Annotated in this window: 9 protein-coding genes; 4 read left to right on the top strand and 5 right to left on the bottom strand. The window is 38.0% G+C overall.

What is annotated here, in order from left to right; translation table 11 throughout:
- Positions 1–67: 67 nt before the first annotated feature.
- Both ACIEHO_RS11475 and ACIEHO_RS11470 read right to left on the bottom strand, forming a co-directional pair.
- Positions 68–1,075, bottom strand: a complete 1,008-nt coding sequence (locus ACIEHO_RS11475) for a DUF6340 family protein (RefSeq protein ID WP_406971799.1) — start codon at positions 1,073–1,075, stop codon at positions 68–70.
- A 109-nt stretch (positions 1,076–1,184) separates the two neighbouring features.
- The gene (locus tag ACIEHO_RS11470) at positions 1,185–3,722 is read right to left on the bottom strand and encodes a DUF559 domain-containing protein (RefSeq protein WP_406971797.1); all 2,538 of its coding nucleotides are present in this window, start codon (positions 3,720–3,722) and stop codon (positions 1,185–1,187) included.
- A 155-nt stretch (positions 3,723–3,877) separates the two neighbouring features.
- Here ACIEHO_RS11470 and ACIEHO_RS11465 point away from each other — a divergent pair, with 155 nt between their 5' ends.
- Both ACIEHO_RS11465 and ACIEHO_RS11460 read left to right on the top strand, forming a co-directional pair.
- Complete coding sequence (locus tag ACIEHO_RS11465; protein ID WP_406971795.1) at positions 3,878–5,566, top strand: histidinol-phosphatase HisJ family protein; 1,689 nt, start codon at positions 3,878–3,880, stop codon at positions 5,564–5,566.
- A gap of 45 nt (positions 5,567–5,611) precedes the next feature.
- Entirely contained in the window at positions 5,612–7,642 is a 2,031-nt protein-coding gene (locus ACIEHO_RS11460; RefSeq protein WP_406971793.1) for a M1 family metallopeptidase, read from the top strand.
- Between the two features lies 1 nt (position 7,643).
- Here ACIEHO_RS11460 and ACIEHO_RS11455 read toward each other — a convergent pair whose 3' ends face one another.
- Together ACIEHO_RS11455 and ACIEHO_RS11450 are read right to left on the bottom strand one after the other, a co-directional pair.
- The gene (locus tag ACIEHO_RS11455; protein WP_406971791.1) at positions 7,644–8,639 is read right to left on the bottom strand and encodes a PorP/SprF family type IX secretion system membrane protein; all 996 of its coding nucleotides are present in this window, start codon (positions 8,637–8,639) and stop codon (positions 7,644–7,646) included.
- A 12-nt stretch (positions 8,640–8,651) separates the two neighbouring features.
- Positions 8,652–14,723, bottom strand: coding sequence for a PKD domain-containing protein (locus ACIEHO_RS11450; RefSeq protein WP_406971789.1), 6,072 nt, complete (start codon positions 14,721–14,723; stop codon positions 8,652–8,654).
- A 208-nt stretch (positions 14,724–14,931) separates the two neighbouring features.
- Between ACIEHO_RS11450 and ACIEHO_RS11445 the strand changes: the two genes are divergently transcribed.
- Entirely contained in the window at positions 14,932–15,834 is a 903-nt protein-coding gene (locus ACIEHO_RS11445) for a patatin-like phospholipase family protein (protein WP_406971787.1), read from the top strand.
- 88 nt (positions 15,835–15,922) lie between these two features.
- Positions 15,923–16,837, top strand: coding sequence for a patatin-like phospholipase family protein (locus ACIEHO_RS11440; RefSeq protein ID WP_406971785.1), 915 nt, complete (start codon positions 15,923–15,925; stop codon positions 16,835–16,837).
- A gap of 1 nt (position 16,838) precedes the next feature.
- On the opposite strand, the gene ACIEHO_RS11435 is transcribed toward ACIEHO_RS11440, so the two are convergent.
- The gene (locus ACIEHO_RS11435) at positions 16,839–17,360 is read right to left on the bottom strand and encodes a DUF7935 family protein (RefSeq protein ID WP_406971783.1); all 522 of its coding nucleotides are present in this window, start codon (positions 17,358–17,360) and stop codon (positions 16,839–16,841) included.
- Between the last annotated feature and the right edge of the window lie 6 nt (positions 17,361–17,366).

Genomic DNA, 17,366 nt, shown 5'->3' with positions numbered 1-17,366 from the left:
TTAAGCTCAACCAGAAAGGGTTGAGCTTTTTTGTAGATAATAACTTAAAGCATGAAACGAAGCTGGCTTAAATCTCCATACGTTGCCTTCTCAATAATATTTTCGCATAATCTCGAGCGAGTTTATCACCATAATCCCTGTAAGCTCGTTGTGCCCATTGCAAAGCTAAATCAGTATTACCTAGCACTTCATTAGAAACAGCTATATTTAAAGCTGCACGACCAGCAGATTTACTTCTTGGGTGCTCCTCAACAAGGCGCTTCCAAGCTTTTATGGCCTCATTCCATTTAGCTACTTCAGAAGCACGCCATCCTATGCTGAACAAATCCTTATCACGTCCTTTTCCTTTTTTGTACATATCGCGCTTTATGCGATAATATCCCGGCAAAAAACGGCTTATATAGTCTTGGCCGGCAGTATAAGCGGTTTCGGATAAAGCATTAAGTGGTGGTACTCCATTAACCAGGTCAAAATTCATATAATGTGTTTGCTGGTACTGGTCTATAATAGTTTTGTTGTACGGATCGTACAGTCGCCAATAGCTTTTTACGTTTACACGAGCCCTTGTTGGCACTTTTGGGATAGGCTTGCCAGTGGTAATAACGGCATTTACTTGATCTACTACAGCGGCTCTAATTATATCGGAGTTAGAATCGAAAGTTTCCAAAACCAGTAAAACATCGGCATTAGCAGCTTTACATATTTCAGAAACTTTATTCCAGTTTATTAAATCGGGCATAGCGCGAGTACCGGTGCCATATAATCGCAAAGAATCAGGAATAATAATTTGTATATGACTGCGGTTGTTAATTCCATCGAATACACCTTTTATAGCTTCATCGGAAGCTAATTTATCGGATCCCATAATTTCACCTGTTGTTATGGCTTCAATGGTTTGGTTGTTTTTGTCTTCGTCTTTGGTTAAAGAACGATTAACTAAGACAATATTCGAAACATTCTCTGGAAGTAGGACCTGAGGTTCCTGTGGGTAATTTAAATACACGTAGCCTGAGCTTCCGCAAGACGCTAAACTTAGTGCTGCTATCACCAAGTAAAAAAAGTAGTGGTTTTTCATAATAAATTAGATTTGGGTTCTTCTGGTTAAACAATAAACATGCCATTTATGTATTTATAACTTATTTCAAAATGTTTAATGTTGCTAGTGTTTTTTACGAGAACAGGTGTTAACTAATATAATTCCATATATTCTTGAACTTGCTAAGCTGTTTATAAGTATGTAAAATTACTTTATTTTCAGCGTTTGAAAGGCTCGGGTCTTCGTTAATTGTTTTCTTGGCGAGGTGTCTGGCCCCCTGTAAAATACTTTTATCTTTAATAATATCGGCTATTTTTAAATTTAAAACACCGCTTTGTTGGGTGCCCATAATATCGCCTGGACCGCGGAGTTTTAAATCAACTTCCGCAATTTCGAAGCCATCACTGGTTTTTACCATGGTTTCTAACCTCGTTTTGCTATCGGCGCTCAATTTGTGTCCTGTCATTAAAATGCAATAGCTCTGTTCGGCACCACGGCCAACACGGCCACGCAATTGGTGAAGTTGAGATAGCCCAAATCGTTCTGCACTTTCAATAATCATTACGGAAGCATTAGGCACGTTTACGCCCACTTCAATAACGGTAGTGGCCACCATAATTTGTGTTTCACCTTTTATAAAACGTTGCATTTCGTAATCTTTATCGGCAGGTTTCATTTTACCATGAACAATAGAGATTTGGTAATCAGGCATAGGGAAGTCCCGCGAAATACTTTCATAGCCGTCCATTAAATCTTTATAATCCATTTTTTCACTTTCCTGAATCAATGGATAAACTATATACACTTGTCTGCCTTTGACAATTTCGTCTTTTATAAACCGAAAGACATTCAATCTATTCTTGTCGAAACGATGAACCGTTTTTATGGTCTTTCTACCAGCGGGCAATTCATCAATAACCGAGATATCCAAATCACCATAAACCGACATGGCTAAGGTTCGAGGGATAGGGGTTGCGGTCATCACTAAAATATGGGGAGGGGTAGAAGCCCCTCCAACCTCCCCAACGGGGAGGCTTTTTAAGGTTTGTTCAATATACTTTGTAATGTTGTCTATATCGCCAATAACTTGGTCGTTTGTAAAGCGAATGACTTTGAAACCTAGTTCATTCAGGATTTTTGTTCTTAAATCATTAGCTTCTTTTTGCTCTATAGTATTGTGGTAACCGCCGTCAACTTCAATAACTAAATTCTTTTCAATACAAAGAAAGTCAATAATAAATTCGTCTATAATGTGCTGTCTTCTAAACTTAAAACCTAACTTTTTAGTTTTTAAATATTCCCAAAGAATGCGTTCAGCTTCGGTCGAGTTTTTTTTCTTTTCAACTTGTAATTCTTTTATCAAATTGTAAGTTGATGGGCGAGCCGTCATATATTTTCGACGTATAGATTGTGCTTCCTCCCTTTGGGAGGATTGACGTGAGCCCTTTCTCCACAATTTACTTCGTTGTGCTACTCCAAAACGATGTTGTTCGTCAATTATAGCAAGCCCTAAATTTTTGAATTTCACCTTATCTTCAAGGAGCGCATGGGTGCCAATTAATATCTGTAAATCGCCATTTTCTAAGTTTTTATGAATTTCTTTTCTTTCTGAAGTTTTAGTTGAACCTGTTAATATTGAAATACTGATATTCAAATAATTAGATAATTCAAGTAATCCATTATAGTGTTGAACTGACAAAATTTCAGTCGGAGCCATTAAACAAGCTTGAAAGCCGTTGTCAAGTGCTATGAGTATTGACATGAAGGCGACTATGGTCTTTCCTGAACCCACATCACCTTGTAAAAGTCGGTTCATTTGGGCGTTGCTGCCTAAATCGGCTCTAATTTCTTTTAAAACCCGCTTCTGTGCATTGGTCAATTCAAAGGGTAGATGCTTCTCAAAAAAGGTGTTAAAATAGTGACCGACTTTTACAAATGTAAAGCCTTTAATTTTACTTTTATGAATGCGATTTTTAATAATGAGTTGTAACTGAATATAGAAGAATTCTTCAAATTTCAATCTAAATTGTGCCTTTGCTAGTAGCTCTTGGCTCTTCGGAAAATGCACATTAAAAAGCGCTTCACTTTTTGAAATTAATTTTAATTCACCTCGAATATTTTCAGATAGGGTTTCGTAAAATCTGCCTTTAGTTTCAATAAAAAGTTGCTGGATAATTTTAATGATTACCCGATTGGTGATTCCCTTATTCGATAATTTTTCGGTTGAGGGGTATATAGGTTGCATGGCAGAGCGTAAATTTTTTTCATGCTCGTCTTGCAACTCCAGTTCGGGGTGTGGCATGCTAAATTTACCGTTGTACCAATTGGTTTTCCCAAAGGCCACGTACGGTTTGTTCAACTTTAAGCTTTCGCGGATCCATTTTTGCCCACGAAACCAGACCAATTCCATGGTTCCAGTGTCATCTTGAAAAGTCGCAACCAAACGTTTGCCTCGTTTTTGGGCTACTTCTTTAAATTCTACAATTTTTCCAATAACCTGAACATCAGCATTATTGCGCTGTAGCTGATTAATTTTATAATAGCCCGTTCGGTCAATATATCGGTTTGGAAATAAGTTAATTAAATCCTGATAGGTATGAATGCCCAGTTCTTTACGCAACAAATCGGCACGGTTAGGGCCAACGCCTTTTAAATAATCTATGGGAGTTTGAAGGTTAACCGACATGAGGGCGAATTTAAGCAATTCGAACAAAAGTTAATAGCCCTAAATTTGATGAATTATTTAGTTTTTTAGTTTAAAAACCATTATAAGTTAGTAATTAATTCTTTTTCATTGGTTAAATTTGGCTTTTTTAAAGGTTAACTTAAGTTTATTTATTGATGAGAAAGCTGAACGAATTTATATGGGAAACGCATGGCATTCATGCTGGAACGGAGCAAGACCACGTAAAACATGGTATAGATAAGTTAGAGGATATAATTGATAGGGCCATTGAGGCCGGTAACCCCAGTATTACATTTATTATTCATTCACCTAGGTTGACCAAATTTCGATACATTGCCGAGCGTGATACTAATGTAAAATTTATTCGTGGTAACCGTTCGTACCTAAATTATCCAAAACGCATATCTAATCTTCGTAAAAAATATGAAGGGCAAATCAATATAAAATATGGTATTGAGTTGGAGTGGATGGGCCCCGAATTAGGTTTGCAATGGAGTCGCTCAAAAATATTTCAAGCTGAAGATGCCGATTATGTTATCGGTTCTGTACATTTTGCTCCTGAAGGATTACCATATGATGGCTCTAAGGAGGAAGCTGAAGAACTGCTGAAAATTCGTGGAAGCCTTGAAGCCTATTGGGATGGGTATTTCAATGAAATGATTCAGATGATTGAATGTTTTGGTGATATGATTCAAATCATCGGTCATATTGATTTGCCAAAACTGAACGTAGATATGCCTGAAGCTTTGGTGAATTTTGAAACCAGTGCGCATCCTTTGGCCAATAAATTTAGAACGCTTTTGGAATTAATTGCGGACAGAAACTTATCACTAGACGTTAATATGGCAGGAAAATTTAAAGGCGTTGGTGTATATCCAATACAAAATATTCTGCGTCGTGCCAACGAACTACAAATTCCGGTTTGTGTGGGTACCGACACGCATCACGTACGTTATTACGGCTTAAATTACAAGGAAAGTTTAGAGTATATTCAGGAAGCTGGTTATGAAAGCTATGTGAGTTATTCCAAATTAATTCCTGAAAATAGAACGATTTACGACGACCACGAACTAAAAGTAAAATATACCATTCTGAATAAAGGGATTGAACTATTGAATCAACGATTGGACGATGCTCATCGCCGAATTATACCGGATTTCTCTTTTGGAGGCTCTTTTTCTGAGTTTGTTGATATTTATAAAAATTCAACGGGAATGGGCGATTATAATGCTATTAGAATCAGAAAATGGGGGAAATCTATTACTGTGACCGATGAGGCGCCTAGGAGGCCTGAAAAACAGGTAAACGGTCTGTTTTCAGAGCATATGGACATGCCGGGAGTTATTTCTTCCTTGTTTAACACTTTGGCTTCTGAGGGTATTAATGTGGAAACGGCACGTTTAAAATCGAATAACGACGGAACGGCTGTAGCATTTTTGTCTATTGATAATAATGAAGGGAACATCCAAAGTGCCATAGATTTTATAAACGGTACTGATTCTGGGCTTTTCAAGAATTTGACTTATAAGGAGAATGCCTTCTTGCCCCATTATAACAATGGCGGTGTGTATTTATTGGAAATGGATGGCGTACGTTTAAATTTGGGTTTAAGCGAAAAAGTGATTCTCACCAAACATCATAATGCGCCTGGAGTTTTATTGATTTTACTATCTGCACTGGCTTCAAGAAATATCAATATTAAAGATTTGAGACTAGGAAAGTTGAATGATGTGGGTTATTCGGCTATTGCCATTGATGGTGATAGTAATGTGGTGAGAAACTTGCTTTCAAAATTGGGAGAACAATATTACGAGGCTAATTTAATTGAGTTTCATAGTTTCTAATTTATTGTTTTCGTTTTTGGACTAATCTTTGCTATCTTGAAACGCATGAAACGTTTCAGTTTTTTTCTATGCTTTATAGTTACCTTTTCTTGGGGGCAACAAACAGATTATGTTGATTTCACAAGTTGTAAGGCTGATATTAATTTTAATGTTTCACAAAAAAAAGTCCATGGTCAGATAAGGTATAAGTTTAAAGTTTTAAAAGCTGTTGATACCATATATCTAGATGCAAAGAATATGCGTTTCATGCAGGTAATGATGTATTCTGAAAAAATAAAATTGGACAGTCTTTATAGGGGAATGGTCCAATATGAAAATGATGGCGAACGATTACAATTAATTCATAATTTCAAGGAAGGCCTAAATTACACTTTGCGATTTAGATATTTCTCAAACCCCAAAAAAGCGCTATACTTTATTGATTGGGAATACGAAGACGGTGTCACTTCGAGTGATTCCGGTGATCATCGGAATTGTATCGAGAAGAAACAAATCTGGACCCAAGGTCAGGGAAAATACACGAGCAATTGGCTGCCAAGTATTGATGATATGAACGATAAAATAGAGTTCGATTTATCCATCACTTTTGATAAGGAATATGAAGTCATTGCCAACGGCAAATTAACAGATAAACAAATCCTCGATTCAACTAATATATGGCATTACGATATGCAACAGCCCATGTCAAGTTATCTAGTAGCATTGGCAATTGGTAAATACCAAAAGAAAGTAGAATACTCAAAAAGTGGTGTTCCTTTGGAAATGTACTACTATCCCGAAGATTCATTAAAAGTGGAGCCCACCTACCGCTACACCAAGCAAATGTTTGATTTTTTGGAAGCGGAAATAGGTGTGCCATATCCGTGGCAAAACTATAAGCAAGTGCCCGTAAAGGACTTTTTATATGCCGGAATGGAAAACACGAGCTGCACCATTTTTTCTGATGCATTTGTGGTAGATTCCATTGCGTTTGTTGATAAAAATTACGTCAATGTTAACGCTCACGAGCTGGCTCACCAATGGTTTGGTGATTTGGTTACTGAAACTTCAGGAACGCATCATTGGCTTCAAGAAGGTTTTGCTACGTATTATGCATTATTGGCCGAGCGCGATGTTTTTGGAGATGATTATTACCATTGGCGATTATACGAATATGCCCAAGAATTAATAGAGCAAGACAAAGCTGGACAAAGTACATCCTTGTTAGACCCACGATCAAGCAGTACCACGTTTTATAAAAAAGGGGCTTGGGTGTTGCATATACTTCGGGAAAAAGTAGGAGATGAGGCGTTTAAAACAGCTGTAAATAGCTATTTGGTAAAGCATCAATTTAAAAATGTTGAGACTGACGATTTTATTTTTGAAGTAGAAAAGGCAAGTGGGCAGGATATGGAAGAGTTTGTTGGAGTTTGGTTGGAAACAGCAAAGTTCCCAAAGGAAAAAGTTTTAGAAAGCATTAAAGAAATTAAAATCATTAAAGATTATTTGGATGTTAATTATGAAACAGTCGATTCAAAATGTGATTTTTCTCTAGAGTCAAATATTTCGGATAAGACAAAAGCTAAAATCGTTGGTTTGATGCCCGGTAAGGTAAATAAATCGACGTTTGGTGAAAGTTTAAAAGTCCGTCAAGCCATTGCTCAAAACTTAACCGAAATCCCTACAAATTTGAAAGTTGAATACGAATCGCTTCTAAACGACAAATCTTATCTAACTATTGAAGCGGCCTTGTTCAATTTATGGAAAAACTTTCCGCAGGAACAGATAAAATATTTAAACAAAACTAAAAGCATTGTCGGTTTTAACGATAAAAACGTAAGAATCCTTTGGTTAACACTAGCTTTGATTACCGAAGATTTAGAACCCGAAAACAAGTCGGAGTATTTTGATGAGCTAACGAGCTATACCAATGCCAAATATGGATTTGAACTGAGGCAAAATGCATTTTTTCATTTACAACAAATTCAGGCTTGTAATGAAGCATGTCAAGAGAATTTAAAAGAAGCCACAAAGCATCATAATTGGCGGTTTTCAAAATTCGCAAAAACGATGTTGAAAGTTATAGATGCAAAATAAATTATTTTCTGCGCTCCAACCTTGTAGGGTCTCTACAAATTAAACAACCTGCTAAATAGGTAATGGAAAGTTCGTAAACGCCATCTGTTCTTCCGATTTTAGATGTGTTGATGTCGTACGAAAACCCAAATCGTAATTGCTCAAATTCCAAACCAACAAAAGCGTTGACCGAAGTTAACAAATGGCTGTTGTTATCGTTTTTAGCTGGGTTGGTTACGGCCATAACACCTAGCATTAACTTTTCCAATTGAGCGGTGGCTCCGAGGTCAAAACGATTATAGGGCCCTTGCTGCATATAATTTGCGGAAAGCATGATGTCGTTATAATCATAATACGGAAATTTATAATTGGCATGAAAGGAGTAAAAAATATCCAAAGGAACATTGCCGTTTTCAACAAATGAGATATTGGGCTTGTTAAGGTGCTTTAAGGAGACTCCTAACCAAAGGTCAGTATCATTGTTTATGTTTTTTTTATCGAAAACAAAACCTGCGGTAAAATCCACAAAATTAACTTTTCGGTTGGCATTCATGGCATACGGATCCGACGACGAGTCACTTATTGTGCCAGAATTTATATTGATTTGATCTGCTAAAACCAAGTTGTTGAAGTTGAATGATTTTGCACCAAAACCAACTTCTACGGCAGGTCTAAAATACCAATCGTTTGCCAATTTAACATGATAAGCAAAATTGACATTGCCTTGTAAATGATTGTAATTTGTATTGTTTTCATGTTGATTTAAAATGCTTACCCCAATGCCGCCAACGTTTTCAATCCATGAGTTAAAAAAAGCGTACTCAGTATCTACTCTTAAATCTAAACTGGGCCACTGTGTTCTGTGTATCAAGCCAAAGTAGGATGCTTCTTCAAACCCTGAAAATCCAGGGTTTAAGGTTTCAGGAACCAAAAAATATTGCGAAAAAATAGGGTCTTGTGCATTGGCCTTCGTTAAAAAGCAACACATTAATGTAAATATAGTTATTTTCAATTTCATGTTTTGGTCGCTCTATTTTATGGATACAAATGCTCCTTTATGGGTGATGGTTTTTCCGTAAAATGTTTGTCCTGTAAAGGTGTAATAATAGTTGCCGTTTTCAGCTTCGGAATCGTTTATTTTGCCGTTCCATCCTTTGATGGTATCGCCTTTTTCAGAATAAACCAAACTACCCCAGGTGTTATAAACGTTAAATTCCATATTGGTTAACGCGATAGATTCTGGCGCAAAAAAAGCATTCATAGTATCGCCGTTTGGGGTAAAGGCATTGGGCATAATCAAACTGTATCCTTTTTCAATATTTAGTGTGATCGGTTTGGTGTAAATGCATCCAAAAGGGTATGCGACTGTTTGGGTTACCTTGTAACTGCCTTCGTTTAGATAGGCGTGAGTCGGATTTTCTTCAGTTGAAATCGTGCCGTCTCCGAAGTCCCAAGCGACTGAAACGTAATCTCCTTCAGCTAAATTGATGAATTCAATGGGGTCTTCAATAGAGTAAAATCCAAAAGTACTCAAAGCGTTGGAACTGATATTGAAATCGGCATCCCCAAGTTCAGGAATATTAACATTATAGGAGAAATTAGCTGTACAACCTTGGTTATCGCTAACACCTACTGATACTAAACCATTAATGTCTGTGCTCATCATTTCTCCGTTGGTGCCACTAACTGTTCCACTTGACCAATTAATGTTGTAAGGCGGAACACCACCTGAAACTTGAGCAATGAAGGACTGGCGAACCTCACGAGTTTCACAGTTGAAATCGGTTTGGGTTTCTACTTCAAGTGACATGGGCTCAAAGCGGTTAATAGTATAGTTGCCTGCTACCTCGCAATTGTTGGCGTCGAATACAATTACTTTGTAGTCGCCAGGTGGAATATTGCTTAGATCTTCTGTTGTCGTACCATTAGACCATGAATAGGTCATAGGTAGAACGCCTCCTGTTATTATTAGGTTTATACTGCCCGAGTTGGCATCATCGCAATCTAAAGCGTCAACGGTATTTGCCGAAAGTAATAATTCGTTGGGTTCTGTAATTGTAAAAGTTTCGGTAATCACGCAAGGTTTACCATCATTAATGGTTACGGTGTAGGTTCCAGGCCCCATGTTGTTACGTTCAACTCCAGCGCTTGGGTCGTCATCCCAAGATAGATTTACCGGGTCGATACCACCTTCTAAATTCAAAATAATTCTTCCATCGTTGGCCTCAAAACACGACACGTCTTCTACAATAGGTGAAATTCTGAAAATAGGTGCTTCCTCAATGATAATAGTTGCTTGTTTTAAACAATTTGTATTATCGGTAACCGAAATGATATATGTCCCTGCGGATAAATTGGTTTGCGACACCCCGGATCCAAGATTGCTCCAGGTAATGCTGTAAGGCGGATTACCCCCAGTAATATTATTGATTGTGATGGATGCATTATTGTCGCCGTAGCATTCAATTTCGGTGGTTGAGTAATCTATAATGATTTCATCGGTTTGGTTCAAAATAGCTTCCAAAGTGTCGGTGCAATTCGATTTGTCGGTAACGGTTAAATCGTATGTTCCTGCAATTAAACCCGATAAATTTTGTTGGTTACTGGTGAATCCATTCGGTCCAGTCCACGAATAGGTGTAATCAAAAACTCCTGGGGAGGTTTCAATGGGCCTTCCGCCGGTAAGGTTGATGTTAATTTCTCCCGTGGCATCGCCAAAACAAATAATATCTACTTGGTTAACTAAACTAACATTAAGTTCGGCTGGTTCAATGATGGGAAAATTTTGGGAAATGGGTGTACAGTTATTGGCATCTGTAACGGTAACCTCGTAGTCGCCAGGGGTTAAATTTGATAGATCCTTGGTTGTGGCAAACGGGCTTCCGTTTCTTGTCCAATTATAAGTATACGGTATTGTTCCACCAGAGATATCAATACCAATAGTACCATCATTGGCGCCAAAACAAGAAATGGTTTCGGGGTCAAAAATTACATTACTGAAAATAAGTTCGTCAGGTTCGGTAATCGCGAATGTTTGCGTAAATGGGCAACCGCCATCGTCAAGAATGTCAACGGTATAATTACCTGGAACTAAGTTAAAAATATCTTCATCTGTGCTTGAATAGGCGTTAGGCCCTGTCCATGTAATTTGGTATGGATTGCCTGTTGAGAAGGGAACACCACCGCTTATTTCAATTTCTAAAGAACCAGTATTCGCTAGATAGCAATTGCTATTCGTTTGGGCAGAAGTGATGCTGATAGATGGGTTTACCGTAATAGTAACTTCAAAATCGTTTCCAACGCAATTTCCAGAAGTGGGCGTAACAGTATAGGTTACTGTTGAAGGATTTATAGTTGTATTGACCAACGTTTGACCTATAGAATTTTGTGGCGAAGTTTCATTTGAGGCTCCCGTAATGGTTCCTGTTGGCGAAATTATGGGGTTTGTCCATGTATAAGTTGTACCTGCAGGAGCGATGTCACCCCCAGTATTATCTGGTGAAATATCAAAAGCATTTCCGCTACAGATAGTTTCAGATTTCGAATTGATATTTGGGGTTTGGTTAATAGTGATTTCCGCAACGTTGGAGGTAATTTGTGTACATCCACCAGAAGAGAACGTAACAATTGCATAGTAGTAAACGGTTCCGATATTTCCCGAAGGCGGATTGAAAGTAGTTTGAGTTTCCCCTGAAATGGCAGTTCCTGATGTTGTGTCATTAACGATATTTGAATACCACTGAATGGTTGGTGTACCTACGCCATTAGCATAATTAATTGAAAGCGGATTTAAACTATCACCAAAGCAATAAGTGTCTGAAATGGGCTGAGTTGTAAAATTTGGTGCTGGGGTTACTGTAATCTCAGAGGTGTTGCTTGCAGTGCTACAGCCATTTCCAGGTTGCGAAATAACAACATAGTAATACATCGTACCAACAGCACTTGTAGGCGGGGTGAAAACACTGTTTATTTCCGACGGAATCAATGTGCCGCCCGTATTGGAATTTGTGGTATGGCTATACCATTGGAAGGAATAAGTAATTCCCAAACCGCCAGAAACTTCAACTTCTAAATCTTGAGGTGCTATGCCTTGACAAAGGGCTTGAGATGCGATGGGCTGCACATCAATAACAGGGTCTTCAACTACAATAACTTCAGCTACTTCACTGGTGGTATTGTTGCAACCGCTTCCGTTTAAGTAAATTTCAACATAATAGTAAAAGCTGCCTGAACTTGTAAAAGTTGGCGGCGCGTAGTCAATGTTCGTTGCTCCAGTAATTACTGCACCGCCCGTATTGCTGTTTGTCGTATTTGAATACCATTGATATGAAATAATTCCTGTGCCACCAGAATGATCAACGGTTAAAGGTGTTAGCAAGTCGCCACCCACGCAAAGGCTTTGTGAAGATGTTGGATTCATGTCAATTTGGATACCAGGGACAATTTCTATTTGAGCAACATTTGAAGTAATCTCATTGCATCCAGCGCCTGAACTGAATGATACTACACAGTAATAATAAATTATTCCAACTGGATTATTGGGAGGTGTGTATGTCGAATTTGTTTCTCCTGAAATCATTGTGCCGCCAACTGATGAATTACTTGTGTTGCTATACCATTGATAACTGGGTGCTCCGGGTCCATTTACGGTGATTGATAATGGAGCTAAAGTTCCATTTTCGCAAACTGTTTCAGATTGTGGTTGACTTGTAAATTCTGGTGCGGGGTCGACTGTAATGACGAATTTGGCCGAAGGACCATCGCAGCCATTTAAGGATGGTATTACGGTAATGTCAACTTCTTGGGAAGTAGGATTGGAATTAAAAATGGTTTGAACGGGAATAATATCTGTGGTGCCTGATGTTACGTATCCTGAAACACCTGTACCCGCTGATGCCGTCCATGTAAACGTTGTACCAGGAATATCTGCAGTTAAGTTGATTTCGGTTGTTTCCGTGCCAGAGCAAATGGTTTGTGTTAAATTGGTATTTGTAATTGTGGGGATAGGACTTACTACAAAATCTTCAGTATCTGTGGTAGTGCCACAACTTGTTGTTACGCTCAACGATATTTGATAATCGCCAGGCACAGCATATGTGATGGTTCCGGGGTCTAAGTCGGTGGATGATGCTGGTGTCCCTCCGGGAAAGTTCCAGCTGTAAGTTGGGGTTTCGGAAATTGGTGCACACGGGTCAACCGTTGCAACAGGATTGATAGATGCTGTACCACAGAAATCTGCAATAGGGTTAACAGATACAGTTGGCGGTTGTTTTACTTCTATGGTTTCAGAGAAACTATTGCTTCCACAGGAATTTGTGGTTGTCAATGTTAGTGTATAAGTGCCTGCGGTAACAAAGTTAAAACTTGGGTTAGCCGAATTTTCATCTGTCCCGTTTGTAAAGCTCCATTGCTCGGGTGCAGTACCGCAAAAACTTGAAATATAGGTGACTTCCCAAAGGTATTGCTCATTGCCGCAACTTGTACTTAAATCGGTAGTATTGCTTGTTTGAACTTCCAATGGTGAACAACCATTATTTATATCAAGAGTAAATGCAGCCATTAAAGGGTCTTCAATACATATGCTTTTTGTTACCGTGTTAGTAACTCCACAAGAATTTTCACCATACAATGAAACGGTATAGGTGCCTGAGCTCGTATAAGTGTGGATAGGGTTTCTTGCTGTTGAGGTGTTGCCATCACCAAAATCCCAATAGTAACCATCGTTAATACTACAGTTGTTACTATAACCGTCTAGCGAGGTATTGGTAAATTGTACGGCGGTATTTACACAGCTTGTTGGAGGGTCTTCAAAGTCTATTTCTGGTTTCCGTAAAATAATAATGGGGCCCGCTGTTAAATTGGTTTGCCCACAAGATGTTGTAATGTATAACAATACCGTGTAGCTGTTTGGGCAACTGGTTTCCGTATAAGTATGTGGTATTGGGAAAGCTTGAGAATTAGCTGGGTCGGCCGAATTGTAATATGTTGAAGCTTCCAATTGTTGTTGGGTGTAAAGCTCTATAGTTCCATCACCATAATCAACACTGTATTGTGTGTCGGGAGGATTATTGCCCCAAGACCCTATAGCGAATTCAATTGGGTTTACTGGGGTACATAAATTAACGGTATTCCCTGGGTTTACAATAGCTCCAGTAGGGTTGCTTGAGTTTTTGATAAGATATGTTACGGTATTGTCGCAGTTATCACCACGCCCGGTAATGTCCATACTGAAAGAACCTAATTGCGTGTAGGTGTGTGAGGCAGGAAAAGTCACCGCTGTTTCAATTGGGCTGCCATCTCCCCAGTCCACATCATAAGAATTGATGCAAGATGCCGAAACATTATCAATCCCAACATTGATAGTGTATGTCGGGTCTGTGGTATTGTTTCCACAGTTATTAAAAGCATTGAAAGGTTGGTCTATATCTCTAAATTCCAAAAGAGGTTTTTGCTGTACAGGAACAGCTTTGGTTACAGAGTTGCTGCAACCATTGCCGTCAGTTACAGTCAAGGTTACATTCACATTTTGTGAACCGCAGCCTAAGGAGGTAAATGTATGTGTAGGGTTGGTTGCTGCACTTGTACTGTTGTCGTCAAAAAATGTCCAGCTATATGTAAAAGGAGCATCTCCACTAACGTTAGAGGTAAAATTTACTGGAGTTCCAGAACAGGCACCACTATTGTTAAAAGTAAAATCTACTGATGGTTCGCCGATAGTTACAGTAGCCGTGCCGCTAATATTTACGGCTTCTGCATTATCCTCAACCGATACCAATTCATATATAAACGTTCCCGTATTATTGGTAGGTACATTAACTGTTACGCTATCATTACTACCAGTGGTGGTAACCGTTAAATTTGATCCATTGTTAATTGTATAGGTAAATATATAAGAGCCATTCCCACCGTTACCCGTAAAAGTTATTTGTGGTTGCGTTTCGTTTCGGCAAACTTCAGTTGTCCCAGAAATGGTGGCTGAAGGAGGAAGTCTATTCTCTATAATTTTATTTTCATGCGATTCGATTTTTATTTGGTTAAGCGCAAAAATTGAGACGGAAATAACGAAAAATGTTAATGCAATTGGCAAAGGGTTCTTCCTCATGTAAAAGAATTATGTTAATAGCTGACACTAAAATAAATATTCTTTTTAATGAGAAGCTGTAATTTGCCAATTTATAGTTGAAATTACATAAATATACCTTGTAATGGGTATTTGGATTGCTATGACATAGAAGAAATAAGAAATTCCATTAAATTCGAATGAAAATAATATCTTTATCAACCAATCAAACTAACATGAGTATATTTCAATGAAAGCTTTAGTGATTTCTGGTGGTGGCAGTAAAGGTGCTTTTGCTGGTGGCGTGGCCCAATATCTTATTGAAGACCTCAAGCGCGACTATCAATTATATATCGGCACTTCTACCGGAAGTCTATTGACTTCGCATTTGGCGCTTCATAAAATTGAAAAAATTAAAGACGTTTATACGAGTGTAACCAACAGTAGTATTTTTGATGTGTGCCCTTTTGTAGTTAAGCAAAAGCATGGCAGCCAAAATATAGGTATAAACCATATTAGCGTTCTTTTTAATTTTTTAAGAGGAAGTAAAACTTTTGGTGAAAGCCAGAATTTAAGACGTCTCATAAAAAAAACTTTGACGGAAGATGAATTTATAGTCCTAAGGAATTCTTCTAAAGATGTAGTTGTTACTGTTTCCAATCTGTCATTGAATCAAGTGGAATACAAAAGCTTAAAAGAATTTGGGTATGAAGAGTTTGTAGACTGGATATGGATATCGTGCAATTATACGCCATTTATGACTCTCGTAAAAAAAAATGGTTGTGAGTATGCCGATGGGGGTTTGGGAAACATGGTGCCTATAGAAGAGGCTATCAATCGAGGGGCTACAGAGGTTGATGCCATTATTTTACAAACAGAAGTCAATCAGTTAAATAGAATGCCTTCTAAGAACCCATTTTCATTGCTTACGAATATGTTTACTTTTATGCTAGATAGAATTGAATCCCAAAACATCAAGATTGGTAAATTTGTCGCCAATCATAATGATGCCATCATTAACTTTTATTATGCACCTACGGTTTTAACAACTAATTCGTTAATATTTAATAAGGAGAAAATGACCCAGTGGTGGCAGCGCGGTTATAATTTTGCTGAACACAAAAATCAACAAACAAGTCAATTAGAGGATTAGAATGTCTTATAAAATTAAAGGTTATAAAATTCAAAAAGGCTGCTGTTATCATGTCTTTTCTAAATCCAAACTCAATATATCTTAGTAAATGAAAGCATTAGTGATTTCGGGAGGAGGAAGCAAAGGTGCCTACGCGGGTGGTGTGGCGCAATATTTAATTCAAGAAGAGGGGAGGGATTATGATTTGTTTTTAGGAACTTCAACAGGAAGTTTGTTAGTGCCTCATATAGCTGCAGGTAAGATGGAAAAGATTCATAGGGTATTTACTAACGTAAACCAGAGTAATATATTTAGTGTCAATCCCTTTGTGATTAGAAAAAAAGGAGAACGTGAGTTCGTTTCCATCGACTTTTTAAATTCGCTTTGGCAGTTTATAAAAATGAAACGAACCTTTGGTGAGAGTAAGGCGCTGAGGCGGTATATTAGAAAGCATTTTACTTACGACGAATATAAGTTGATCAAGGAGACCAAGGAAGATGTTGTGGTTACGGTGTCTAATTTATCAAAAAACGGCGTAGAATATAAGTCGATAAAAGAATTTAGTTACGACGAATTTTGCGATTGGATATGGATTTCCTGTAACTACATTCCGTTTATGTCGCTGGTCAAAAAAAATGGTTTTGAATATGCTGATGGTGGTTTGGGGTGTGTGGTGCCCATCAGGGAGGCTATTTTAAGAGGAGCCACAGAGATTGACGCTATTATTTTAGAGTCTGAAAATATGGAGTATAACAAGGTTTTAGGCAAGAATCCATACTCCTTAATGATTAATTTGTTCGGGCACCTGCTGGACCAAGTGGAAAGAAGTGATATTATTATTGGAAAATTGGCAGCAAAAAATAAGGGCGTAAAACTGAACTTGTATTACACGCCAGCTAAGCTCACTGAAAACTCCTTAATCTTCAATAAAAAGTTAATGACTTCTTGGTGGCAACAGGGCTATTATAATGCCAAGAAAAAATGCGAGGAAACGCAGTCAAATGAACTTCGTATGGATAAATAATTTACCAGATTTCCGAAACTTCATCTTTTATAAAAGACAATGCTGCATCACTTGGCGAACGTCGTTCCATCATTTCGGTTAAAACCACTTCTCTAAGTTTGTTGGCTGTGTCCGTTTTCTCTAGCATACCAGCTTTTCTAATAAGTTGAATAGTGGCATTTTTTGCCGTAGTTACAATGTTCCAGCACTTATCGCTTATGTATATTTGTTGCGATAAATTATGTTCAAATTCTTGTTCAATATTTTGTATAAGTAAAGATTCATAATCTTCTTTGCTTGAGGATATTGGTTTAACTCGAACAAGTAGTTTTGAGGGTGAAATTCGTTCTAAAAAAAGCGCCATGCGCTCATAGGCTTGTAGGCGTAATGGCATAGCGTTTACCTGTAGGTCTTTCTTTAATAAAAACCGCCGACGCCCATCTTCGTTTTTTGTATGTTCCCTGAAAAAATAATAGGCAATCACTCCTGTGATTACGGTGGGTATAGCGAATAAAAACAAATCAATAATTCTGGAAATTTCCATAAGCAG

It is taken from the genome of Flavisericum labens, from assembly GCF_045446075.1.
In the GTDB taxonomy this organism is placed as follows: domain Bacteria; phylum Bacteroidota; class Bacteroidia; order Flavobacteriales; family Flavobacteriaceae; genus Flavisericum; species Flavisericum labens.
The sequence above is the reverse complement of the archived record's forward strand: the minus strand, read 5'-3'. Positions and strand labels throughout refer to the sequence as shown.